The organism is Reinekea sp. (assembly GCF_982785585.1).
Window position 1 is genome coordinate 18493 of sequence record NZ_CEYAVF010000021.1, and the last position, 25239, is coordinate 43731.

A 25239-nucleotide genomic window follows, 5' to 3' on the forward strand; every position below is an offset into this window, starting at 1 on the left:
AATGTGCGGATCGATTACAATGGCGGACAAAATCCAACAAGTAGAACTTATATGTCGACGCAAATATTATTGGAAACCCGCAGTGGCGGTGTCTGTGAACTGTGCAAAAGCACCGCCGGTCTTGCTGGTTTTTTAGTTGAGGGCGGTAACGAACTCGGTGCCGACGCCAGTGTGCTGCTCTGCAACGCCTGCTTAGATCAGGCATCCGGTGCGCTAGAAAAAGACCCTCGCCATTTCATGTGCCTCAATGAAAGTATGTGGAGCCAGACCCCCGCCGTTCAGGTCTTGGCCTGGCGGTTGTTGCAGGAATTATCCAGTGAGTCTTGGGCCCAGAGCGCCTTGGATATGCTCTATCTAGACGATGAGCTGATGGCCTGGGCCAAGGCCGGACTGGTCGATGACAGTGCCGAGGTGACGCGTGACAGCAACGGTGTCGTGTTGCAGTCTGGCGATACGGTCACGCTGATCAAAGATTTGGACGTTAAGGGTGCCGGCTTTACCGCTAAACGCGGCACGATGGTGCGCGGCATCACCCTTACGGATAACCCAAAGCATATTGAAGGCAAGGTCAATGGCACCCGTATTGTCTTAGTCGCGGCCTTTCTGAAAAAAGCCTAATAAACCCACCGGCTCGGTGAATAGGCGCGCGCCCATCTTCTAAACGCCAAAGCCCGATATATGAGTCTTAAAGAGCTGGCCCTGGAATAGCGGCTTGAGCTGTTGTTGGCGCGCACTGGCGGCGCCATAGCAGACCATCAGCGGCAGTAGATGTTCTTCTCTGGGGTGACAGAAACGAGCCTCCGGTGCCTCGAGCCAATGATGTAAGCCATACTTCGCCGCGTCAGGGTTGCTGGCCAGGGTCTGATTGAGCCAGTCATCGAAGACTTTGCTCTTGGCCGTTGCTTGAGTGTCGCCGCCACCGAAGGCGCGCATATTGTGAAACGATAGACCCGAACCGACTAATAGGGCGCCCTGATCGACAAAGGGCGCCAGCGCCTGACCAATGCGGATATGCACTGCTGGGTCTAAACTCGGGTGCAAGCTCATCTGTATCACGGGGATATCGGCATCTGGATACATCAGCATAAGCGGTACGAAGGTACCGTGATCGAACCCCCGCTCGGCATCTTCGACCGCTGAAATTGCGTCGGCCTGAAGCGCCGCGACAATGGCCTGAGCCAGTTTGGGCGCACCAACGGCGGGGTAACGGTATTGGTAGGTATGGGCGGGAAACCCGGCGTAGTCGAATAACATGCCCGGTTGCGCCGCGCTTGAGACACGAATCGGATTGGCTTCCCAATGCGCGGTAACCAGGATAATGGCGCTAGGGCGTTTCAATTGACCACCGACCTGGCGTAAAAAGGCTGTTAATGGACGGTGTTCGGCATCGTCCATCAATGGCAGCGGTCCGCCGCCATGCGGCACGAAGATGATGGATCCGTTACTGATTTCAGTGCTCATTACCGGTTTTGGCCCAGATGATTTTGTAACCAGTCTAGTCATTCCGACCGCCCAGGGTTAGCAAAAAATACTGAGGATGTCGTTCAGTTGATCTGACCCTTCTAGCTCCCTGCCATGGTAGTAGCCCCGCCATAAGGTCCGACCTGCTGGCTAGAGCCCATTCCACTCGATTAACTCAATGTTAACCAACGAACGGCTGAGGTTTTGTAGGCTAAACTCGCTCAGACCAAAGCCGGGTCTAGTGCCATCGACCTGCGTGACGGCGCGCCAATGATACATCTGGCCATCCAATTGGTAATCCGCCTCGCAGGTTTCGAACGGCGGCGCGGCTCGGCACACCAGGTTGGTCTCCAGCAACTGAGTGGGTGGGTTTTCCGCTCCGAGCAGGGGCTCTTCGGTGAGGTCGCGTACCAGAGTCAACGGTCGGCTGTTGTACACCAACAGTTGGTCAACCAAGGAGAGGGTCTGGTCGGTCTTGTAGTTAGGACATTCGGCCTGGTCTTGCCACGTCAGTGTCACCGTGGTGCTCGGCGCGCGGGATGAGTTTTGGGTTAGGCTCAGAGTCTGACTGTCGGTCTGCTCTAAACGCAGGGTAAACAGTTCGTCGACCAAGCTGACCTGGTAGGTAAGCTGCTCGCCGGCGGTCATATCTATGGGCGGCAGACAGCTAGCAGACTGGGTCGATTCGTCTAAGGGTAAGCAACTGCTGAGGATAAATAGGCTCATCATCAGCACCAGCGATGCGAAAAAGGTTGCCATGTTGTTTCTCCTGAAAAATAACTCAGCTGTAAAGGGCCCATAATATGCCGCGCCTTTTACAGCCGTTCTGTGTGCGGCATCGCACATTCGTCAGCTTAATCGAGTGTGCAATGCCGCATCGATCAACGGATGGTGAGCGGATGTAACAGGGAGACAAAATTATTGCTTTCGCTGCTTTCCGGAATGCTGCCGGTCGGGTCCACCACATAGCCGATATAATAGGTTCCCGGTCTTAGGCCAGTTGGAACGGTAAAACGTTTGTCCGCAGTGGCATAGCTGCCCGATGGCATATTCCAGCCGGCCCCGCCGAGGTAAGTATCGCCGGTGGAGATATAATTGTTGGTCGACAGATAGAAGCGAATGCTCGGCGTTTCGCCTTGGGTACCCAGGTTTTCAAGGGTGTATTCCAAATCATATTGGCTGCCACGATTGAGGCTGGTGACCCAAGAGCCGGAGGTGTTGCGCACCCGATTAAAGCTCGAGGCACCGCCGCCGGTATTATAGAAACGCGAGACCGAGACATCGCGCTCTGTCGTGCTGTCTGGGTAGAGCAGACGCAAGCCCCAACGGTCATCGGCATGGGGTTCGACGGTGTTGTAATGACCGATCGGCCCGCCATTGAAATAGTAGGTATTCATGGTGTCCGGTCGACCGTCGTAGTGCAGCAAACCCAAGGCATGACCGAGTTCATGCATCATGACCAGCTCAAAGTTATAGGGTGATCCGGTGTTGGAGCCGGTAAAGTCGCCCAAGGTCCAGGCATAGCGGGTGTTGATGCCGATATCGGCCTCGTCATAACCGTACCGGGTCCCAAACAGCCAATAGCAGGTTAGCCGAGAGCGGGTCACGCCAAGGTAGGAGTCCGATGGCTTGTATTCGAAATAGACTTCGTTGCGACCATTGGAACTGTTGTGACTGCCGTCGGTATCGCGGCCGACATAAAAGCGGAAGTTACTGCCGCGAATGGCATTCCACTCGGCCATCTTATATTGGGTCCGCAGGTCCCATTGGGAACCGATGGGGAAGGAGGTGGTGGACAAATACATGTTGGTCCAATCGCTGCGCCAGATCTGTTTGTTGCCGTTGCAAGTGCGCCATGCGGCGGCATTTGCAGTCATCGCCAGCGCGGCCAAGGAGGCTATTAGCGCGCCGGAAAGCATTAACTGAGTTCGTTTTTTCATGGTGAGAGTCCTTGTTAGTGTCTGTCTGCTCTTATTCAGAATCGGTCAACTGATTGGCTTCCGGTTCGGCCAGCGGTAATACCGGTCGTGCTTGCGGATCCGCCAGGGTCTGCCGGTTCAGTGTTCGCGTTCCGGCCAGTTGGGCATCCCGTTCGGTCGCCACCAAAGTGCTAAGCGCCGGCAAGCTAAACAGGTCCTTGAGGCTTACTTGGGTCGCAATCGACCCGCCATGAACGTGCAGTTGTTGGGCCTTGCGTTCTTGGATCATGGACACAAAGTTACGCACATCGACCGGGGCATAGGCGCGCGGGCGTTGCATCAGCGCAGCCTTATTGGTGGCCACTGAACGGTGCACTAAGCGGTCCAGGCCGCCATCAGAACTGAGCAGCTGCACGCCCTCGGCAGACTGTTGCTCGGCTGTTGCGCCGGTAGCAAGCAATTGGCCGCGGGCCATTAAACCCTGTGCCGTTTCGGTAATAAGATCGGCACCCTGAAAACCAACGATCGGCTCTTGCTGCGCGGTGAGCACCTCTTGGCGGCCGTTGACCTTGAAGACGCCCTGACTGAAGCCGACGAAGGGCATGTCCGCGACGCCATTATGGCTGACAAAGACCACTAGGCTGTCTCCCAGACTGAACTCTGGTGCACCGTGGGTGAGTAAGGTTTGTTCGCCGACCTGGCGCTGTTGTTTGTCCAGTTGCGCAACGGTGCCGCCCTTAAAGCGCAGGCTGACCGCCTTGGCGATGGGTGTTGAACCCGCGGCCGTGATACGCGCCGCATCGCGCAAAATTAGGGTGGTGTAGATGTCGCCATTGGCTGCTTGGTTAGCGTCCATCTGGGTGACCACGCCAGTCAGGACATGCTGGCTGGTGTCGATCAACTGATTGAAATCCTGATACAGCACAGTCGTGGCCTGCGCCGTGCCGAATAGCAGGCCAAACAGCAAGCCAAACAGGGTGACGCTTATCGAGATTAATCTCATGGCATTTTCTCCTTTGCTTTTTTATCAACTTTAAAAAGTTTCAGTGCCGGCAAAGGACGAGTCATCAAACGGAGCGGGGAACAGCGCACTGCACCCAGAGCGGGGCAGGCAACGTAAGCGTGGGCTAAGGCCAAAATACAACAAACGACATTCAGAAAACCTATCCCAGAGTTGGACCGTTTTTCGTGAGCAATCCTTTGAAGCCAAACCATTATAAGAGTGTGCGTCCGGTATTTTGAGAAGGTGATCTAAAACTTCTGAACTCTATTGTCCATTTTGGACTATGGATATTCAGTTAATTGCGCAAGCTCAATGATAGTTACGTGATTGCAGTTCCAGTTCGCCGAGGACGTGGCTGAAGCCCTTAATTTCTTGCGCGATCACATGGATCACATCGCTGTCGGGCGCCTTCTCGAGCAGGCCCTTGATGATCACCAATGTGTCGGTGGTCAGGGTGCGCAGATGCTGCTGGGCGACAGCCAGCCAGACGATGACATTGATATTGCCGGTATGGTCTTCCAGAGTGATAAAGGTAACCCCAGTCGCGGTTTTGGGCATCTGTCTGTTGGTGATCAGGCCGCTCACTACTATGGGTATTTGCACCTTGGCATCCTTGAGCCGATGGGGTTTGCGTTGCGCGGTCAGGGCCAGGTCGAGCAGTTGGTCGGCGGTTGGCGTGGCGGGCAGTAATTCCTTTTCGCGCAGCAGCTGTAATATATGTTTGCGCAGCGATAGGCCGGTACTGTTCTGATCCGCAATCAGGTTTTCAAACTCATCCGGCGCCGCCAGACTGTGGTCGTCATCCGTAAAGGCGGTGCTGAGCAGATCCTGTTGCTGATTCAGCGCGGCGGTCTGCCAACGGGCCTGAAAGCGATGCCCGCTGATCTGGGCCAAGGCATCGGCGCTGGCCAAGGCGTCCAGATCGGCGCGGCTTAGGCCGGGTACCCGTTCGAGTTGGTGAATTTGCTGGTAACCGGCGTCGGGGCGGTGCAGCAGCAAGCTCAGTCCGGCACTGGCGCGCAGTCCCTTGATGCGCCGCAGGCCGATGCGGATCGCGGTCGCGCCGGTCGCGCTGGTGGTCAGGCAACTGTCCCAGGCACTGAGGTTGAGGTCGGCCGGTAGAATGGCCACCTGATGGCGCTGAGCATCCTGCACCAGTTGCGATGCGCTGTAAAAGCCCATCGGCAAGCTATTGAGCAGGGCACAACAGAAGGCCGCCGGATAATGATATTTCAACCAGGCTGAGATATAGGCGATCAGCGCGAAGCCGGCGGCGTGCGATTCCGGAAAGCCGTATTCGCCAAAGCCTTCGATCTGCCGGTTGATGCGCTCGACATAGTCCAACGGATAGTGATTGGCGAGCATCTTGTTGGTCAGCTTTTCGCGTAAGGTTTGGATGTGCCCAGCGTTCTTCCAGCTGGCCATCGAGCGGCGTAAATCGTTCGCCTCGTCGGCGCTGAAGTCGGCCGCGACCATGGCCAAGCGAATGATCTGTTCCTGGAAAATGGGGATGCCCAGGGTACGTTCGAGCACCGGGCGCAGTTCCGGTTTGGGGTAGTCGACCGCTTCCAGTCCGCTGCGGCGCTTTAAATAGGGATGCACCATGTCGCCGTGAATTGGCCCCGGTCGAACGATGGCGACCTGGATCACCAGATCGTAATAGCAAGCCGGTTTGAGGCGCGGCAACATGTTCATTTGCGCGCGCGATTCAATCTGAAACACGCCAACCGTATCGGCCTGCTGAATCATCGCAAACACCGCCGGATCGTCGCGCGCTATATCCTGAATGCGGATCGGGGTCTGATGAAACTGGCGAATATAATCGAGTGTCTTGCGCACCGCACTCAGTATGCCTAGGGCGAGTATATCGACCTTCATCATATCGAGCGCTTCCAGGTCGTCCTTGTCCCACTGGATAACGGTGCGGTTGGCCATGCTGGCGTTCTCAATCGGCACCAGGTCGGTGATGTTCCCCTCGGTAATCACAAAGCCGCCGACATGTTGCGATAGATGGCGCGGAAAACCGCTGATCTCATCGAGCAGCTGTTTAAAGATTTCAATTTGATGCTGGGCTAACCCGAGCCCGTCGTTGACGATCTCATCGATCCAGTTGCTGGCCCGATAACGCCAGCCGTAATTGGCGATCTTCTGCTCGAGCTGCTCAATATTTATGCCCAGTGCCTTGGCAACATCGCGCAGGGCACTTTTGCGTCGGTAAGTGATTACCGTGGCGGCGAGTGCGGCGCGCTTTCGGCCATAGCGTTGGTAGATGTATTGGATGACCTCTTCGCGCCGTTCGTGTTCAAAGTCGACATCTATGTCGGGCGGATCATTGCGGCTTTCAGAGATAAAGCGTTCGAACAGCAACGAGGCCTCCTGCGGGTTGACCTCGGTGATGCCCAAGACATAGCAGACGATCGAATTAGCCGCCGAGCCCCGCCCCTGACAGAGAATGCCGCGCCCCTTGGCAAAACGCACTATGTCGTAAACGGTTAAAAAATAGTGCTCGTAATTTTTCAGCCGGATCAGACCGAGCTCCTTGTCAATTACCGCGAGAATTTCCGCTCCGGCCTGCTGACCGAAGCGTTTCTGCACGCCTTGGTTGACCAGTAAGCGCAAATATTCGACCGCCGTATATTGGCCGGGCAGGGTGTCTTTCGGGTAGTTGTAGCGGATGCTGCGCAAATCGAAGTGGCACTGCTCGGCGATCTCCAGGCTGGCGGCCAACCACTCCGATGGGTAGATAGAGGCGAGTTTTTTGCGCGCGCGCAAATGGTTCTCGGCATTGGGTTTTAACAGCTGGCGCACCGACTCGATGGCTTGATTGGCGCGGATCGCGGTCAGGCAATCGTGCAACGGCTTGCGGCTGGGGCGGTGCATTAGGGCATGACTGCTGGCAACAATGGGCAGGGCGGCAGCGCGGGCGGTCTCCACTACACGGGCTATATATTCGGCGTCACCATTGGCGAGTAGATTTTCCGCTAGCAGCCAGAGGCGCTCGGCATAGTGTTGTTGCAGATGCATCAGAGTCGACTGGACATCACCGTGGCGGGGCAGGGCATAGAGCAGGATACAGTCGGATGTGCTCTGCTGGTTAAAGTCCTTCAAGTAAAGCAGATAGGCGCCCTTGTCGCTGCGCCGCCGAGCGCGGGTAATCAACTGACACAGCTGTTGGTAACCGCGTTGGTTTTTGGCCAGCAAGACCAGGTTATGGCCCTCGACATAAAACTCAGAGCCGATGATCAGTTTAATCTGGAGCGCATTTTGCTGCACGCTGCGCCAGGCGCGCACGACGCCGGCCAGCGAACATTCGTCGGTAATTGCCAAGGCGCGATAGCCCAGTTCGGCGGCTCGGCTGATCAGCTCCTGTGGGTGCGCCGCGGCACGTAGGAAACTAAAGTTGCTCAGGCAATGCAATTCTGCAAATTCGGGATCGGGTGTCGACATGGCGGCTCAGAATAAATACTGGTTATCCATACAGTATCAGATTTTCACCCCGATGCGACAGTCCCCAAGCAAGCTATTGTGCAGCGATTTGTATCCGAGGTCCTATGCTGCTCGGATCGATCGGCCCTGGATCTTAGTGCTAGCCTTAGGTCAGGGGCCCAGAGAATCATTTGACCTGTCTCGGATCTATGGCATCCTCTAGGCTAGCCAGGTCACCCTATTGAGGGCCCTCTCTATCGTCTTCCGGAAAAGTTTTTGACCATGCTAAAGCCCTGGCTACTGGCCATTCGTCCTAAAACGCTGGCCGCCTCGGTCAGCCCCATCCTGCTGGGCTCGGCCCTGGCCTATCACGATGGCCTATTACAGCCGTTGAACCTATGGTTGGCGCTAATCTGTGCCCTTTGTCTGCAGATTGCCGTCAATCTCGCCAACGACTGGTTCGATGGCCGCTCCGGGGTCGACACCGCCTTGCGTAAGGGCCCGACTCGGGTCACCCAGGCCGGGCTGATGTCGCCCTTTCAGCTTCTGCTGGGCTTGGGCCTGGTCAGTGCGCTGGCCATCGCCAGCGGCCTCTGGTTAGTCGCGCTGAGCAGCTGGGGCTTGCTGGCCTTTGGTCTGGCCGCTCTATTGGCGGTATTTGCCTATAGCGGCGGTCCCTGGCCTCTGGCTTCGCACGCCTTGGGCGAGGTGACGGTGCTGCTGTTTTTTGGCTGGTTGGCCGTGGGCGGCAGCTATTATGTGCATACCTTGCAGATCAATCCTGTGGTAATGGGCTATGGCACCGTTGCCGGCTTGATCAGTGCGGCCATTATGTTGGTCAATAATATCCGCGATATCGCCACCGACCGCCCAGCCAATAAACATACATTGGCCGTGGTGCTGGGGGATAATCGAGCGCGTCAGCTCTATGTTGGCCTGCTGATCACAGCCGTGGTCGGCCATCTGGTGATCAGCTTTCCCTTGGGTCTGGTGTCATTGATTCCGGTCTTGATGATGACGCCCTTCTTGCGCCGGTTGGTGGGCGCGATCCGCGTGCGTCAAGGTGCTGGCTTGAATCTGCAATTGGCTCAAACGGCTCAGTTGGTGCTGCTCTATTGCCTGGCCATGAGCGCGGTGCTGGTGGTGTTTTAACACGCCGGGCCAAAGTAGGGTTGGCAAGGCCGGTCAGAACGTCTAAAATCCGCGGCCGTTTTATTGCTGTGAGCGTGACCTATGTCGCTATGTGGTTTGGATTTTGGTACCTCAAACTCGACCGTGGGTGTGGTAATTGATCAGCGTGCAACCATGGTGCCGCTGGAAAAACATCCTCGCACCGGTGCGCTGGAGACGACCCTGCCGAGCGCACTGTTTTTTGATTTCGAAGGCGATAACATCAGTTTCGGTCGTCATGCCATTGAGGACTATACGCGCGGTGATTTTGGTCGGCTGATGCGCTCGATGAAAAGCATCCTCGGCTCTCGTCAAATGGACGATGGCACCCAGATTAAAAACAAGCTCTATACCTTTAATGACATCATCGGCTTCTTTATGCAAAGCCTGAAACAGCGCGCCGAACAGTTTTCCAATCAGGCGCTGGAGTCGGTGGTCTTGGGCCGGCCGGTGCACTTTAACGATCACCATCCCGATCTCGATGCCGCTGCGGAAGCCCGGCTGAGCGAGATCGCCCGGGCGGTTGGTTTTAAAAACATTTCCTTTCAGTTTGAACCCATAGCCGCCGCTTACGACTACGAGCAGACCGTGGATCGGGAAGAGATTGCCTTGATTATCGATATAGGCGGCGGAACCTCTGACTTTACCCTGATCAAGCTGTCTAAGGCCAACCGCGAGAAGACCGATCGACAGGCCGATTTACTGGCCAATCACGGCATTCATATAGGCGGCACCGACTTCGATCGCCACTTGAGCTTGGCAACGGTGATGCCGCACTTTGGCTTAGGCGTGCCCTACAAGGACAAACCCAATCTGGCCATGCCGATTCACTATTATGTCGATCTGGGTACCTGGCATCGTATCCACTCTCTCTATGACCCCAAGGTGTTGCGCGATCTGGCCGACTTGCGGCTGAATATGGCGCAACCGGACGCCATCGCACGGCTGATTCAGTTGCTCAAACAGAAGGACGGGCATCGCTTGGCCGGGCAGGTGGAACAGGCCAAGATCGATCTGGCCGATCGGCAGGAAACACAGATTGACTTGAGTTTTTTAAACCGCGACTCAGGCTCTGGCGACGTCCTGGCCCATCCGGTCAACCGGGCCCGACTCGATGCGGCGATTCAGTCCGATGTCGATCGAGTCTTTGCCGCCGTAGCGGAAACCCTGGCGCAGGCCGGTATCGGCAAGGGTGCTATCAATACCATCTTTACCACCGGCGGTTCGACCGCCTTGCCCTCGGTTCGGGCGTTAATTCAAAGCCAATTTCCGGACGCCAACTGGGTCAGCGGGGATCTCTTTAACAGCGTCGGTAAGGGCCTGGTATTGGAAGCTCAGCGGCGCTATTGATGCCTGCGGCCTAGGGCTAGGCCGCGAAGTCGGCCAGAACCGCGAGAAACGCCGCGCCATACTGTTCGCGTTTCTTGTCACCAATGCCGGCGATGCTGCCCAGTGCCGCCAACGACTGAGGCCGGACGCTGAGCATCTGTTGCAGGGTGGCATCGTGAAAAATCACATAGGGCGGTACCTTCTGTGCCTTAGCGATGGCCGATCGGCACGCTCTAAGGGCATCCCAGAGGGCGCTGTCGGCGGCCGGAATGTCGACGCTGGTGCGTGACTTACCGGGTCGGGTGGTTTTGCTTGGCGCCTTGTCGAGGCGCAACTCGATCCGACTCTCACCCTTGAGCAGGGCGCGACTGGGTTCAGCCAATTGCAGCTGGCCGTATTCATCCAAGACATTGATCAAACCGCGCGCCACCAATTGGCGATACACCGACCGCCATTGGGTGTCGCTGAGATCCTGGCCGATGGCAAAGGTCGAGACCTGATCGTGGCGAAACTGGCGCACTTTGTCGGTATTTTTACCGCGCAGCACATCGATCAGATGGCCCACACCAAAGCGCTGACCGGTGCGAAAGACACAACTGAGCGCTTTGCGACTGGCGTCGGTGCCATCCCAGGTTGCTACCGGGCTCAGGCAGTTGTCGCAGTTGCCACAGGGCTCGGGCAGTCGGTCACCAAAGTAGCGCAACAGCACCTGGCGTCGGCAGCTGGTGATCTCGGCCAAGCCGAGCATGGCGTTCAACTTCTGCTGCTCCAGCCGTTTAAACTGTTCATCGCCGTCCGAGCCGGCCATCATCTGCTTAAGCTTAATCACATCCTCAAGGCCATAGACCATCCAGGCGGTGGCGGCCTGACCGTCACGTCCGGCTCGGCCGGTTTCCTGATAATAGGCTTCGACACTCTTGGGCAGATCCAGGTGGGCGACAAAGCGCACATCGGGTTTGTCGATGCCCATGCCAAAGGCGATGGTGGCGACGATAATCACCGCCTCTTCGGTGAGAAAGCGGCGCTGATTTGTTTGCCGTACTGTCGCATCTAGGCCGGCATGGTAGGGCAGGGCATTAAAGCCCTGCTGCTGCAACCAGAGCGCCGTGGCTTCAACCTTTTTGCGCGACAAACAATAGACGATGCCGGCATGCTCGGCATGTTCTTGGCGAATAAAGTCGAGCAGTTGATCCTTGGGTTTGAGCTTTTGGCTGATCCGATAATCGATATTGGGTCGGTCGAAACTGCTGATAAAGGTGCGCGCATTGCCCAGTTGCAGGCGCTCGATAATTTCGGCCCGAGTGCGCTCATCGGCGGTGGCGGTCAGGGCGATGCGCGGAATGGTCGGGAAGCGTTCATGCAGCAGGCTGAGCTTGAGATAGTCGGAACGGAAGTCATGGCCCCATTGCGACACGCAATGGGCCTCATCGATGGCGAACAGTGAGATCTGCAGCTGGGCCAGCCACGTTAGGGTTTGCGCCTGGGTCAGTCGTTCTGGCGCTATATAGAGAATATCGATATCGCCGGCCACGGCGCGACGCTCAATCTCGGCGTTATGGCCCGGCGGCATGGTCGAGTTCAGGCAGGCGGCGCGTACGCCGGATTGGCACAGGGCATCGACCTGGTCTTGCATCAGCGCAATGAGTGGCGAAATAACGATGCCGATGCCCGGTCGTGCCAGCGCCGGAATTTGAAAACAGAGCGACTTACCACCGCCGGTGGGCATCAACACAAAGGCATCGCCGCCGCCGAGCAGCGTCTCGATGACCTCCCCCTGCGGTGGGCGGAAGGCGGTATAGCCAAATACCTGATTCAGAATTTGCGTCGCGTCCTGCATTTTCAATGGGCTCCTGGGGTCGATGTGCCGGGCAATATAGCCTGTCTGGACGCTGACGACCAGCCTGTCAGGCCCGGCTTTGGGCACTGCGTGACAGGCGTCAAGCAAACAGACCGTGCAAAAACCACCCGCCATCGTCGCGCCGAAACAGCCAGACGCGCTGCTGGCCCTGTTGGCCAATGTAGTAGTCGCGTCGAACCCGGCCATTATCCCACCAGCCCCCTTCGATGCGCTCCGGACCGCTGATCAGCTGGTATTCCTGAACCGGAATGGCCTTCGGTTCGGGCAAGAGTAGGCTTGGCCACTGGCGCATAAACTGTGCGCTGCGCGTGCTGTGGGAATTTTGCAGCTGACTGGCCACCTCCGGGCGAGGGTCGGCTTCGGCCTTTAGGGTCTGCACCCGGTCTTCGCCGAGTCGGGCCAATAACAGAGCATGCATCCGATCGGCATCGCCCTGCAGATAGCGATCGCCAACCAGATCGGCGTTTTCCGCCTGCATGGGTAAAAAGCCCTTGGCGCGCAGGGTTAGGCTGACCACCGGATCGATCAGCTGGGTCTGATCAAGCTGCAGCTGCAGTAAGGCTAGCCAGTCGCTTTGCCGGTAACAGCCGCGCACCGAGGGTATCGTTAACAGACTCCTGCGGCCGTCACGGTGCGCCAACCTAATCAGTAACTTTTCACACACCCGCTGACGCGAGAGCAGATAGGCTTCGAGGTTTAACAACGCGCGGCGCAACGGAAACAGCAGACCGCGCGCCTGTTCGGCGTCATAGTTGAGATGCATCACCTGCGCAAAACGCTCGGGCAGCTTAAAACTGACCGGCGGTCGGTTGTCGGTTTCCAAGCGCTGCAGGCGTTCAATCAGGTCTATGCCAAAGCGATAACCAAGCTCCTTGCGCGGCGTGCTCTTGAGCTGACCGTATTGGCGAATGCCCATGGCTTGCAGTTTATCGACCAATGGCGCCGGCAAGCCGAGCTGTGCCACTGTCAGCTGGAGCAGGTTTTGTTGCAGAACCTCGATGTCGTCGCTGCACAGGCCAAGTCCGGCCTCGGCGAGAATACGCGCCGCCGAGGGCGTATGGCCGGTCGACATACGGTATTCGAAGCCGCTGCTGTCGAGGCGCTGAGTCAAGTCGTGCCAATAGGCATCTAGGCCGGCAAAGAGCGGCAGCATGGAACCGACTTCGAGCAGTAAGCCCTGAGGTGGCAATAGGCTGATTTGCGCCGCCTGATGGTAGCAGAGCAGGGCCAGTTGGTTGAGTGACTCGCCTTCTAAATGGCTGTCATAGTCGGCGATGGCGCAGTCGGCGAGCAAGCAAAAGGCGGTCTTCTTGTTCATGCCGACCCTTACACCCTGGCTGACGGCGGCGGCGTTGCATTGCACGATGGTGTGCTGACCGGGAATCAGCAGCAGTTGCGGCAGCGGTCGCGGGTCGGCCATAAACTGCGCTTCTAGGGCTAGGCGCGGAAAGTGAATATGCAGCCAGAGCATGTTAGCAACCGACCCGATTGAGCGGCAGGCTGATCTGTAGATCATTGACCGGCCAGCCGGCCCGGCGTTTGATGATATTAATCCGGCCCTGGGCGTTAATCGCCAGGCGCAACGACGCGACGCTGGGCTGATTTTCAAATTGGCTCGGTCGGAGCATAAAGACTGCCACCCGGGCGCTTTCGGCGGCCAGCTGGATGCGCCGCATCAAGGCCTTGTCGAGCTGCGTCAACCAGACCACGGCGGCTTGGCAGCCGCCACTCTGAAGGCTTTTTTCCAGGCTGTGGCAGACATCGACCGGCCGGCTGGTATGGGCCAGCAATAGGCGCCGGGTATTAAAACCCCAATGCTGTAGGGCGGGGACACAGGGTGGCAAGGGCACATTTAACCAGAGTTGCCAGCGCTCGTCCTGCTGGCTTAATCGGGCCAAGGCCGGCAGCAGCAGGCGCAACTCGCCGCAGCCGAGCTCAGGGTAGAGGATCTCTGTCACAGCCCCTAAGGGCCAGCCATGACCCGGCAGCAGGGCATCCAGCTCGGCATAGCCGCTGCTTATGGCGGCGACGGTCGTTTCCCGTGCGTCCCGCGCGGTCCAGATCCGACCCTGTTCGGTCAGGGTGTCTACTAAGCTCACGCGAGGAAACTCATGGCGCATGCCTTTTGCTGTATGGATATACAGTATAGCGAAGCGCGATTGATTTGCCAGAGAATAAAAAGGTTGCATTCATCTTGATTAAATATACAGTTGTATATTATTTACTTGAGACCGGCCCATGACTGAACTACTGCCGCGCTATAGCGCCCTAGAAGAATGGGCCAACAGCCTGACCCACGGTATCGGAACCGTCCTAGCGATCGTTGGTCTGGTGGTGCTGTTGATGGTGACGATCCCAACCGAGGATCCATGGCAGGTGGTCAGTGCCAGTATCTATGGTACGACTCTGGTGTTTATGTTTTTGGCCTCGACCCTCTACCATGCCATTCAGCCCGCGCCGATCCGCAAGGTACTGCGTCAGATCGACCATCTCGCGATTCTGTATCTCATCGCCGGTTCCTATACCCCCTTTACCCTGATCAATCTCAGGGGCGTCTGGGGTTGGTCGCTGTTTGGTGTAGTTTGGGGTTTGACCCTGATCGGTACCGTGCTGCAGCTGTCGCCGGCACGCAAGATTAAGGCGCTGATGGTAACGCTCTATTTGCTAATGGGTTGGGCGGTACTCGTTGCCATTAAGCCGTTAATCGCCAATATGGCGCCACAGGGTCTTACCCTGTTGGTTGCTGGCGGCCTAGCCTACAGCGGCGGAGTGGTGTTCTATGTTAATAAACGCATTCCCTTGAACCACGCCATTTGGCATCTCTTTGTCCTCGCCGGTGCCACGCTGCACTATTTTGCTATCCTGTTTTATGCCTTCTGAGTACCATTCGCCGTTCGAACGGCCGCACCCCTAACGCAATCTAAGGATTGGCTGACCTTGAGTTGGCCAATCCTTATCGCTCTACGCCAGAAGAGGGATCGCTTTTCTCGGCCATTAGCATTAGAGTGAAAAATAAAACTATGACGGCAACCAAACTCTACGATCTCGATCGAAAACGGCATTATTGGCAACGTAACTCTGGGCTCTGGCTGTTAGCGGCCGTGCTGGCCGTGGGGGCCTTGTCGAGCCTGTTCGAAATAGGCTATCGCCAGGGCTATGAGCGGATTCTCGAGCAAGCCCAACGCCAGGCTGACTATGAGTTGGCGTTGCAGGTCCAGATATTAGAGAGTCGCTTGGAAAAGTATCGGCTCTTGCCCGTGCTCATCGGCCGGCATGGCGATCAGCGCAATTGGTTGCCCGATCTAGTGGATGGCAATGTCGGCAGCGTCTGGCTGCGTCAGGTGCGCTATCTCAGTGGTGCACAGAATGTCCTGCTGCTGGCAAAGGATGGCCGTATCATTGCTTCAGCGCAGGATGCCGAGGCCTCATTGCCTGTCCTTGAACTGGGTAAGTTGGCCCAGGCCCCGGCTCAGGGGGTGTTGGGCCGGCAATATATCTATGTCGACCAGGAGACCCAACTGTACGGGTTCTCATCGGATTTACAGATCAATGGGACTGCCCGGGGCGTATTGGTGTTCCTGCTTGATCTGGCCCCGGTGTTTCAATCCTGGACGCTATCGGCCTCGGACATCATTGCCCAAGACGCCAATCAACTGATTACCCTGTCGAGCGAACAGCAATGGATTGGCCAGCGGGCCGACCAAATTGATTTTTTCACCGACCAGACCGCTTATGCCCGTGCGGAAATGGCAGTGAACACCATCGGTTGGCATGTTGCGGTCTACGAACCGGTCGATGAGACCGCGCTGATCCGACAAACCCTGCTCAGCGCGGTGGTCTTGTGCATGCTTATTATCATGATATTCATTTTGTTGATCCGCCGCCGTGAGCAGCAAATTAAGACGGTGTTGCGCGATAAGATTTACGCCGCCGAACTGGAGCGGCAGATCAAACACCGCACCGTTGAGTTGCAGGCGGCCAACCTGCATTTGACCCAAGAAGTGCACGATCGACGTCTGGCCGAGCAACAGCTCAAAACCACCCAACAGGAATTGATTCACTCCGCAAAATTGGCCGCGATCGGCCAGATGAGCACCACCCTAAGCCACGAATATAACCAGCCCCTAGCCACCATGCGGACCTATGCCGAGAACGCTTTGCGCCTGCTCAAACTCGATAAGATTGCCACCGCCGAGGACAATCTGCAGCGCATTATCGCCCAGACCGATCGGCTCGGAAACCTGTCAAAGGTGCTAATGTCCTTTGCGCGCAAGCCGGCCAGCGGCTTTACCCGGGTTGATCTGAATGCCTGTGTCGAGGAGGCCATTATGTTGGTCCAACCGCGTAATAAGAATCGCGCCATTGCCCTGACCCATCAGGTCGGTGAGGGTTACTATGTGCTCGGCAATGGCGTGCAAATTAGTCAAATTCTGCTTAACTTGCTGACCAATGCCATCGACGCCATTCAGGGGCAAACGCCCGGACCGGAACGCGATAGTATCACCCTGAGAGCGGCCCTAGACGGCGATCGGCTGACCCTGACCATCGAAGATTCCGGCCCGGGCATCGACACCGATTTGGCGGCCGTGGTGTTCGAACCCTTTATGACCACGAAAGAATCAGGCCAAGGGTTGGGCCTGGGTTTGTCGGTGGTTAAGGACATTGTCAACGACCATCAGGGCGAACTGCGGCTGTCCACTGCTGCCGCCGGTGGCGCGCGCTTCGATATCAGCTTGCAACGTTGGTCGAATGATTCACACTCACCGGACCGCGCACAAGGACCCCTTACGCATGACCGATAGCCTAACCGAATTGCAGTTGTCGGCCACCATTTGGCTGATCGATGATGATGACGATCTTTTGCATGCCTTACAGCAGGGCCTGGAGTTGGACGGCTTTACCGTAGAGTCCAACCTGAGCGCCACCGAGGTGCTGAATCGACTCTCCAGTGACGCCTATGGGGTGGTGATTAGCGATATTTTGATGCCCGATATGAACGGCATGGACTTGCTGCAAAAGGTTATGGATATAGATGTCGCCCTGCCAACCATCCTGATGACCGGTCATGGTGATGTACCGCTGGCCGTGGAAGCGATTCGCAAGGGCGCCTACGATTTTCTGGAAAAGCCCTTTTCGATGCAACAACTCTCCCAGGTCCTTAAACGGGCCTTGGAAAAGCGCCGCCTGGTCTTGGAAAACCGCAGTCTGCGCGAGACCATCGATGACCACGATCCGATCAGCCAACGTCTGGTGGGGCGTTCTGAGGGTATTGTCTATCTGCGTGAGCAGATCAACGCGCTATCAGATACCAATGTCGACTGCCTGATTATCGGTGAGACTGGCTCTGGTAAAGAGGTGGTGGCGCGTGCCATTCACGATTTCTCCAACCGCAAACACCAACCCTTTGTCGCGATCAACTGTGCCGCAGTGCCGATCGATCTGATCGAGAGCGAACTGTTTGGCCATGAGGCCGGAGCCTTTACCGGTGCGACCAAAAAACGCATTGGCAAGCTGGAGTATGCTCAGGGTGGCACAGTCTTTTTGGATGAAATCGACTCCATGCCGATGGATTTACAGGCCAAGATACTGCGCGCCATCGAGCAACGCACCATCGAGCCGCTCGGTTCCAATAAGACCATTGCCTTGGACATCACCATTATTGCCGCCACCAAGGAAGACTTGGAAACGCTGTCGAGCGACCATCGGTTCCGCCTCGACCTTTATTACCGGCTCAATGTCATCACTTTTAAAATTCCCCCACTGCGCGATCGGCGTGAAGACATTGCCTTGCTGTTCTTTCATCTGGCGCGCATCGCGCGCAGTAAGTATCGGCGTGAAATCCCGACCCTGTCACCGGCGCTGGTGGAACAGCTCACCCATTATGCCTGGCCGGGTAATGTCCGCGAATTGCGCAATTACGCCGATCGCTTTGTCTTGGGTATGTGGAACGGTTTTGTCCAAGAAACGACAACATCGAGCCATGTCGGCGACCTGGCTTCGCGCCTTAGCAGTTTTGAAAAAACGGTTATAGAACAAGAATTGATGCGCCATGGCGGTTCCCTAAAACTAACCTATACTGCGCTTGGTCTGTCGCGTAAGGGCTTGTACGATAAGATAAAACGACTCAAGATTCAGATCAAGGATCTGGCCGACGACGAACTCGATGGGTAGCAAGCTACCCGCCTGAGTGAGGTTTGTGGGTAACCAACTACCCATTGACAGGCCTTTCGGTCGCCGATTGAACTCGGCCTGACCTGCTAGGTGGGTCTCTGCGTCCAATTGGTGGCAGTTGGCATTGCCTTTGCAAACTCAATATCAGTCTCTAATGAGACAGGTACGTAAAATTAAAAAAACAATAAGGGTACAAGATATGCGCAAACTAACATCTCTGATCACGGCCATCACCTTAACATCCGTTGCGTCACTGGCCGCGGCCAGTTGTGAGCCGGGTGAAATAGTTGCCAAGCTTAGCCATGTAACCGGCGGCACCACTCACCCTAAGGTCGTTGCAGCGAATAACTTTGCTGAGCAGATCAATAAAGAATTAGACGGCAAGCTCTGCGTCGAAGTGTTTCCAAACAGCACCCTGTTCGGCGACAGCAAAGAATTGGAAGCCCTGTTATTGGGTGATGTCCAGATGCTAGCTCCGTCCTTGTCAAAATTCGGCTCATATACTGAAAAATTTGGCGTGTTCGATTTACCCTTCGTGTTTAAAGATATCGACGCGGCAATTCGCTTCACCGAGTCTAAGTCGGGCCGTGGTCTGTTGAATGAAATGGAAGGCGTTGGTTTTGTCGGTCTGGGTTATTGGATGTCGGGCATGAAATATTTCTCCGCCAACAAAGCGCTGATCTTACCGACGGATGCCGCCGGTCTGAAATTCCGTGTGCAAACCTCTGACGTTGCCAAGGCGATGATTAAAGCTATGGATGCTTCACCGCAACCAATGGCTTTTGCTGAAGTATACGGTGCCTTGCAGACGGGCGTTGTTGACGGCCAAGAAAACACTTGGTCTAACGTTTACACTAAGAAATTCTACGAAGTTCAGGACAGCACAACAGAAACCAATCACCAGTTGCTGGCATACCTGTTCATGACCTCTACTGAATTCTTGGATAGCCTGGACGCTGACGTACGTGCAACGTTTTTACGCATTGCAAACGAAGTTACCCTTCAGGCTAACCTAGCCGTTAAGGACGCTGAAGCGACCAACCGTCAGAATATCCTCAACGCTGGTGGCAAGATCAACGTCCTAAACGCCACGCAACGTGAAGCTTGGGTGAATGCGATGAAGCCAGTTTGGAAGCAATTTGAGAAGCAAATTGGCGCCGATCTGATCAGTGCAGCGGCTGGCTCTTAAGTAGCAGCCTAGTCTCTGACGAGAGGCAGTCGTTCGTACTGCCTCATTTTTACTGCTTTTATAAACCTTGTTGAGGAACCGGTCATGACTGGTTATTGGCCCCATTTTTTCCTGTTTGTTTTGGTCGCGGTAATCTGGTTACTAGAACTGCGTTACTACAAACTGATACACCATATAGAAGAACACCTATTAATTACCATTATTGCGTCAATTATGGCCGTATCCTTCGGCCAGGTGATTGCGCGGTATGGCTTCAACACCGGTTGGTCGGCGGCATTGGAATTTAACACCATAATGTTTTCCTGGCTGGTCCTGTTTGGCATGAGCTATGGCATTAAGACTAATCTCCACTTGGGTGTCGACATTGTCTTGAAGGCTTTGCCGAAACGACTGGAAAAAGTTCTCAGCCTGTTTGGCGCTGTCTGTGTCATCCTTTATGGCATGATCTTGCTCGATTCCACCTGGTTACGGGCATTGGGTTTCGATGTCAGCGGCGGAGCTCTGGAATACTGGAGTAAGTTTTACAAATTTGGTATCGGTGTCGATGAATTGCGTTACCCGGTCTGGGCGCAAGAACTGTTCGGCCTGCAAAACCGATTGCACAAATGGCTGGTGTTACTCGCGCTACCCATCGGTTTAGCCCTGCTTATGTTGCGTGGCACTCAAGCCTTTGTCGATATTGCGATCGGTAAGCGAGCGGCCCTGATCAGTGCACATGAAGCTGAAGACTTGGTCAAAGAAAATAAAAACCTATTAGCTGACTGAGGTCACCATGGATTCTCTGATTTTATTTGGCATGGTATTAACCCTGCTATTTTTGGGCGTGCCAGTGGGTATATCCCTCGGCCTGTCTTCGATCTTTTTTGTCGCCTTTATCTCACAGGATTCGTTATCGTCTATCGCGATTACCCTGTTTGGTACCGGTACACACTACACCTTGCTGGCCATTCCGTTTTTCGTCTTGGCCTCGGCCTTTATGTCGACCGGCGGGGTTGCCAAGCGGCTGATTGACTTCGCCATCGCCTCCGTCGGTCACTTTCGTGGCGGCTTGGCCATGGCCTCGGTCTTGGCCTGTATGATGTTCGCGGCGCTGTCCGGATCGTCACCGGCGACCGTGGTGGCCATTGGCTCTATAGCCATTGTCGGTATGCGTCAGGTCGGCTATTCGAAAGAATTTGCCGCCGGGGTTATCGCCAATGCCGGCACCTTAGGCATCCTGATTCCGCCTTCGATCGTGATGGTGGTTTACGCCGCAGCGACCGACGTTTCGGTCGGTCGGATGTTCTTAGCGGGTGTGATTCCAGGTCTAATCGCCGGTTTGATGTTGATGCTTGCCATCTATGTTGTGGCACGCAAGAAGAACCTGCCGTCTGAACCGTGGCACGGTGTGGTGCACTGGCTCCATGCCGCCAAAGAAGCCGGTTGGGGCCTGTTCTTGGTGGTAATTATCATGGGCGGTATCTACGGTGGCGTCTTTACGCCGACCGAGGCGGCCATTGTAGCGGCGATTTACTCTATGCTGGTGGCCATCTTTATCTACCGAGACATGGGCCCGTTGAAGGATTCGCCTTGGGTCATGGCGACTGATGCGCCCCAGGCCCAGGTCGGTTTCCGTGCCACGGTCTATGGTGTTTCGTTCTTCTTGGTGTCCTCAATCCTGACCTTCTTTGTGGTCGGTACCAGCGACAATGGTTTCGAACCCGGACATTGGACCTTCATTATCGTGTTCAGCCTACTCAGTTGTGCTGCGTATCTATATTGGCGCATCCAACAGGGCCAAAGTAAGCGACAGGCATTGCTGCAAGCCTTGTCTATCTGGGGTCGTAATATATCCCTGATCGTGCGTAACTTTATCCCCGGCATGTTTGGTGGCCAGGCTCGTCTGACGATCCTGGACGGCACCAAAACCACGGTGATGTTGATGTTTATCATCGCTAACGCCCTATTGTTCGCCCATACCTTATCGGCTGAACGCATCCCGCAGATGATTACCGAATGGATGTTGGGTATCGGCTTTAACTGGTTTACCTTCCTGATCGCGGTCAATATTCTGTTGTTAATCGGTGGCCAGTTTATGGAGCCATCGGGCTTGTTGGTTATCGTTGCACCGGTGGTGTTTCCAATCGCCATGGCATTGGGGATCGATCCGATTCACCTAGGGATTATCATGGTGGTGAACATGGAAATCGGTATGATCACGCCACCGATTGGTCTCAATCTATTTGTCACCTCCGGGATCACCGGCATGAGCCTGTCGCGGGTCGTCAAGGCGGCTATGCCCTTTATGCTCGTGTTGATGGTGTTCCTGGTGATCGTCACCTATATTCCGGCCATCTCAACCTGGTTGCCCTATCTGGTTATGGGTCCAGAGATCATCCTACGGTAAAGCAGACTCGACCGTAGCCGACTCATTAACGGTTGCAGTCAATAAGATAAAGCGCGTCCTAAGGGGCGTGTTTTTTTTGCCTGCAATAGATGGGATCAGGCTTCTGGTCGATCAGCCACGATGTTCGTTGGATAAGATGATGGTGCAAGCTTTACTCGGGGGGATAATGTGCCTGGCCATGCTCCGGTTTGTCGGCCCAAACGCTTTGCCGGCGAAGGGCCCTAACATATGGGCCGTATTCAGTGCCCCGCTAGAGGATGTCTGCTAAGGCCTCATCGAGACGTTGATACCGAAATTGGAAACCAGCCTGTTCTATTTTGACCGGTAACACCCGCTTACCGGATAAGAGCAGCTCTTCGCCCATCTGGCCCATTAGCAGCTCGATCATCATAGCCGGCATAGTGAGCAGAGTAGGCCGGTGCAAGGCATGGCCTAATGCCTTGGTAAAGTCGGCATTGGTCACCGGCTGGGGCGCGGTGGCGTTAATCGGGCCTGTTAAGCTTTCATCTGCTATACAGTGGGCGATTAACGCCACCATGTCGTGCAGGTGTATCCACGGCATCCACTGCGTTCCTGTGCCAATTTTGCCGCCTAAACCAAGCTTGAACGGGAGGATCATCTTACTCAGGGCACCACCATTTTTGCCCAGAACGATCCCAGTGCGCAGTAGGCAGGTCCGGATACCCATGGGCTCGGCCTGCAAGGCGCAGGCTTCCCACGCGCTGCAAAGCTGACTGGAAAAACTGTTATCCGCAGTACCTTGCTCATCAATAGACTCGGCGGTAGAGCCGACACCATAGTAGCCAATTGCAGAACCGCTGATAAACAGAGCTGGTTTAGATTCGCTAGTGGCAAAGTAGTCAATGATTTCTTGGGTAGTGTTGAGGCGACTGTCCGTAATCCGCTGTTGCTGGGCTATCGACCAACGTTTATCGGCAATGGGCTCTCCGGCTAGGTTGATCACAACATCAAAGGTCTCCGCGGGGTTGAGTTGAGCAAGACTGCTAATACCCCTAATTGCGCCCTTGATTCGTTCCGGATGGCGAGTCTTGACGACTAGATCGTGGTTTTGCCGGGACAGCAGGCCACAGAGTTCGGTGCCGATAAAGCCGGTTGCACCGGTTATTAGAATATTCATGCGCTTGGGCCTCGTGGTGGGCAGTCGCTTTGGTGGCCGAAGTCAGAGCTTGAGCCAAGTATTGATCTACTGACCTTAGCACTGGATTGATTTGGCCGCTAGCAGCTTTTTTATGTTGTATTAATTACGCGCTGACGGGGCAACTGGACTAGAGGCTTTTCGGTTAATCGATTTTTCTGGCATTTAATTGAGCGGGGTCCGAGGATTAATGTTATAACTTCAAACGCCATCTTGGCATTGATCGATCGATATGGACTATTTTCTCCTAACTATTATGCCATCTTTTTTCACATAGATAATGGCTTGTTGTTCCGTTTTGGTACGAACGCTAGCGCCATTAATTTCTAGATAGCAGTTTGGATAGCTGGTCGACTTTGCACTGATGAAGGGTGTTGGATGGTCATGCTCCTGAGGAGTTGCCCGTCTTCGCCGCCGATCGATTTCCTTCAAAGCATCTTGTAAGATTAGTAAAGAACTTTCGATCTTTCGTATTTTATGTAATTCGTCTTTACTGCGTGCGATTTCTTCGCTGCCCGCTGGCACCGCTGGCGGCAATAAGTTGCGTAGTTTTTTTGCCTGATTGACACGCTGGTCCCGAATGAAATCGAGTTTCCGAAATAGATCTGTAACAACCTTGGAATATCCCAGGGTGATTTTAGTGACGCTATAAGCTTGGCTACCTAATGTCTTAGCGGTAACCGATTCGACCGCATGGGTTTCACCGCCGACTAATCTACCCTTGCCGCCTTTATTGCCGACAGCGACTCTTTTCCCAGCCTTAAGGTTGGAATTGAATATGTATTCTTTGACGGTGATGTTCTTACCGGCGTTTAGGTAAGCCAGATTGATGTATTGAGCCTCTATCGAGCCGCCGGCTTCGAGAACGCAATCGTATTCCGGAAGTCCTATCCCCGGCACATCCATGTTAGGGTCACCCAAAACTCCGCCGTCGACGATAAGATTGTTACCGGCTTTCACCTGTGCTCGCTCGACGATGCCCTTTATGAAAATATTACCGGTGGCTTTAACCTTCATGTCGGGGTGTACATCGCCTTTGATCAAAACCGAACCGTCAAATTCAACATGACCAGTGGTAATGTCAATCTTATCAAATTCTAAACTGGTATCTATGCGCCCGCCGTCTTCAAATATGACCGGATGGCCAGTAATGTGGGCATATATTATTTCAGGATTTTCTTTGTCAAAAAAGGTGCCAGTCATATTTCTAGACCAGGGTATTACTATCCCAGGTGAAGATTTGAGGGCTTCAGAAAAGATATTGTAGCCATCTTTACCAGGTTTTGGTGGAAGCCGTTCCATAATGGCGGTGCGGGGTTCGACGATTACGTAGGATTTTCCGGCAAGATGATCGATGCTGTCGTTTATGGCCCTAACCTCACCACTGGGCTGAATACTGTCCTGTGCCACCAAGGAAATGAACTGGCTATCAACTCCCGGCATGGCTGCTCTGCCGATCGCAACGGTAATCCGCCGGGCCTCAGGTGCAGCGACAACCGCCTTAAGACTGGCCAGATCGATAAGGTCAGCAGCAACCAGGTTTGCGCTTAACCCTTCTCTGAGATTCTCAACGCTTAGGTCTACGCCGCCTTGCGCGGGCACAACATCAATGTAGGCCGCCATGTGGTCTTCACTCAAGACCACCTCGAAGGTTGCGTCACAGCGTGAAGCGATGGCAAGCCGACAGGGCACCTTTTGGTCATAGTAATCGAGCAACGTATCGATAATCGAGCCAGCTATGCGCCACTCCAGTAAACTGGCCTCAGACAACGCCTTATCGATATGCGCACGCTTCAGTTTTGAGCGGACCTCGCTTGCAAGCAAAACACCGAATGCCGTGCCAGATTTTTCATCAACTTCCAGGTTGAAGGCAAGGTGCTTGGGTCGTATCTGTTCAATATTGTTGGTCATACTTTGTCCGTGAGCTGAATGCTAAGGGCGAACGCGATTGCAAAAAAACGGCCCGCTTGGCGAATTCCCTGTTGGACGCAACGCTTGAGTTCGAAAAACTGTTTTAGTGCAGCTACATTCTTAATCAACTCTATAGCTTGAATATGACCGTGATTTAACAATTACATAGGCCAGAAGCTCGAATAGATTATATTAATGCTTTATTAAAATTAATACAATTGCAGACCTATCGACCTATCGACCTATCGACCTATCGACCT

General features: G+C 54.9%; 19 protein-coding genes. 9 read left to right on the top strand and 10 right to left on the bottom strand.

Annotation, left to right across the window (positions count from 1 at the left end):
* On the top strand, nt 1-618 hold a 618-nt coding region (locus AC4FIC_RS09710; protein WP_490359400.1), incomplete at its 5' end, for a PhnA domain-containing protein.
* 39 nt (nt 619-657) lie between these two features.
* Here AC4FIC_RS09710 and AC4FIC_RS09715 read toward each other — a convergent pair.
* From AC4FIC_RS09715 to AC4FIC_RS09735, 5 genes are all read right to left on the bottom strand, one after another.
* Nucleotides 658-1461, bottom strand: coding sequence for a DODA-type extradiol aromatic ring-opening family dioxygenase (locus AC4FIC_RS09715; RefSeq protein WP_476194924.1), 804 nt, complete (start codon nt 1459-1461; stop codon nt 658-660).
* Between the two features lie 150 nt (nt 1462-1611).
* Nucleotides 1612-2220: a hypothetical protein gene (locus tag AC4FIC_RS09720; protein WP_287418322.1), complete on the bottom strand. Its 609-nt coding sequence runs from the start codon at nt 2218-2220 to the stop codon at nt 1612-1614.
* Nucleotides 2221-2342: 122 nt separating this feature from the next.
* Nucleotides 2343-3401 carry a CARDB domain-containing protein gene (locus AC4FIC_RS09725; RefSeq protein WP_100257733.1) on the bottom strand — a complete coding sequence of 353 codons (1059 nt, stop codon included), beginning with the start codon at nt 3399-3401 and terminating at the stop codon, nt 2343-2345.
* Between the two features lie 31 nt (nt 3402-3432).
* Nucleotides 3433-4383: a hypothetical protein gene (locus AC4FIC_RS09730; RefSeq protein WP_287438594.1), complete on the bottom strand. Its 951-nt coding sequence runs from the start codon at nt 4381-4383 to the stop codon at nt 3433-3435.
* A 309-nt stretch (nt 4384-4692) separates the two neighbouring features.
* On the bottom strand, nt 4693-7830 hold the full coding sequence (locus AC4FIC_RS09735; RefSeq protein ID WP_273285874.1) for an error-prone DNA polymerase: 3138 nt from the start codon (nt 7828-7830) through the stop codon (nt 4693-4695).
* Nucleotides 7831-8091: 261 nt separating this feature from the next.
* On the opposite strand from AC4FIC_RS09735, the gene menA reads away from it, so the two are divergent.
* Together menA and AC4FIC_RS09745 are read left to right on the top strand one after the other, a co-directional pair.
* A complete protein-coding gene (gene menA, locus AC4FIC_RS09740) occupies nt 8092-8961 on the top strand; it encodes a 1,4-dihydroxy-2-naphthoate octaprenyltransferase (protein WP_100257729.1) in 870 nt (289 codons plus the stop codon).
* Between the two features lie 81 nt (nt 8962-9042).
* Nucleotides 9043-10329 carry an Hsp70 family protein gene (locus AC4FIC_RS09745; protein ID WP_100257728.1) on the top strand — a complete coding sequence of 429 codons (1287 nt, stop codon included), beginning with the start codon at nt 9043-9045 and terminating at the stop codon, nt 10327-10329.
* Nucleotides 10330-10345: 16 nt separating this feature from the next.
* Here AC4FIC_RS09745 and recQ read toward each other — a convergent pair whose 3' ends face one another.
* The 3 genes from recQ to imuA all read right to left on the bottom strand — a co-directional run bounded on the left by recQ (nt 10346) and on the right by imuA (nt 14265).
* Nucleotides 10346-12145 carry a DNA helicase RecQ gene (gene recQ, locus AC4FIC_RS09750; RefSeq protein WP_100257727.1) on the bottom strand — a complete coding sequence of 600 codons (1800 nt, stop codon included), beginning with the start codon at nt 12143-12145 and terminating at the stop codon, nt 10346-10348.
* Nucleotides 12146-12245: 100 nt separating this feature from the next.
* Nucleotides 12246-13637, bottom strand: a complete 1392-nt coding sequence (locus AC4FIC_RS09755; RefSeq protein WP_476194375.1) for a Y-family DNA polymerase — start codon at nt 13635-13637, stop codon at nt 12246-12248.
* Nucleotide 13638: 1 nt separating this feature from the next.
* A complete protein-coding gene (imuA, locus tag AC4FIC_RS09760; RefSeq protein WP_158524371.1) occupies nt 13639-14265 on the bottom strand; it encodes a translesion DNA synthesis-associated protein ImuA in 627 nt (208 codons plus the stop codon).
* Nucleotides 14266-14404: 139 nt separating this feature from the next.
* On the opposite strand from imuA, the gene trhA reads away from it, so the two are divergent.
* The 6 genes from trhA (at nt 14405) to AC4FIC_RS09790 (ending at nt 21912) form a co-directional block, all read left to right on the top strand.
* The gene (gene trhA, locus AC4FIC_RS09765) at nt 14405-15046 is read left to right on the top strand and encodes a PAQR family membrane homeostasis protein TrhA (protein ID WP_100257724.1); all 642 of its coding nucleotides are present in this window, start codon (nt 14405-14407) and stop codon (nt 15044-15046) included.
* A gap of 140 nt (nt 15047-15186) precedes the next feature.
* A complete protein-coding gene (locus AC4FIC_RS09770) occupies nt 15187-16968 on the top strand; it encodes a sensor histidine kinase (protein ID WP_476194923.1) in 1782 nt (593 codons plus the stop codon).
* Nucleotides 16958-18337 (top strand): sigma-54-dependent transcriptional regulator, encoded by a 1380-nt coding sequence (locus tag AC4FIC_RS09775; protein ID WP_100257722.1) that lies wholly within the window; start codon nt 16958-16960, stop codon nt 18335-18337. Before AC4FIC_RS09770 ends, AC4FIC_RS09775 begins: the two co-directional genes overlap by 11 nt.
* A gap of 199 nt (nt 18338-18536) precedes the next feature.
* Entirely contained in the window at nt 18537-19526 is a 990-nt protein-coding gene (locus AC4FIC_RS09780) for a DctP family TRAP transporter solute-binding subunit (RefSeq protein WP_100257721.1), read from the top strand.
* Between the two features lie 84 nt (nt 19527-19610).
* Nucleotides 19611-20291 (top strand): TRAP transporter small permease, encoded by a 681-nt coding sequence (locus AC4FIC_RS09785; RefSeq protein ID WP_100257720.1) that lies wholly within the window; start codon nt 19611-19613, stop codon nt 20289-20291.
* Nucleotides 20292-20298: 7 nt separating this feature from the next.
* Nucleotides 20299-21912, top strand: a complete 1614-nt coding sequence (locus tag AC4FIC_RS09790) for a TRAP transporter large permease (RefSeq protein ID WP_100257719.1) — start codon at nt 20299-20301, stop codon at nt 21910-21912.
* A 250-nt stretch (nt 21913-22162) separates the two neighbouring features.
* Here AC4FIC_RS09790 and AC4FIC_RS09795 read toward each other — a convergent pair whose 3' ends face one another.
* Both AC4FIC_RS09795 and AC4FIC_RS09800 read right to left on the bottom strand, forming a co-directional pair.
* Entirely contained in the window at nt 22163-23050 is an 888-nt protein-coding gene (locus AC4FIC_RS09795) for a TIGR01777 family oxidoreductase (RefSeq protein ID WP_100257718.1), read from the bottom strand.
* A 255-nt stretch (nt 23051-23305) separates the two neighbouring features.
* On the bottom strand, nt 23306-24979 hold the full coding sequence (locus AC4FIC_RS09800) for a flagellar assembly protein A (protein ID WP_100257717.1): 1674 nt from the start codon (nt 24977-24979) through the stop codon (nt 23306-23308).
* Nucleotides 24980-25239: the final 260 nt, after the last annotated feature.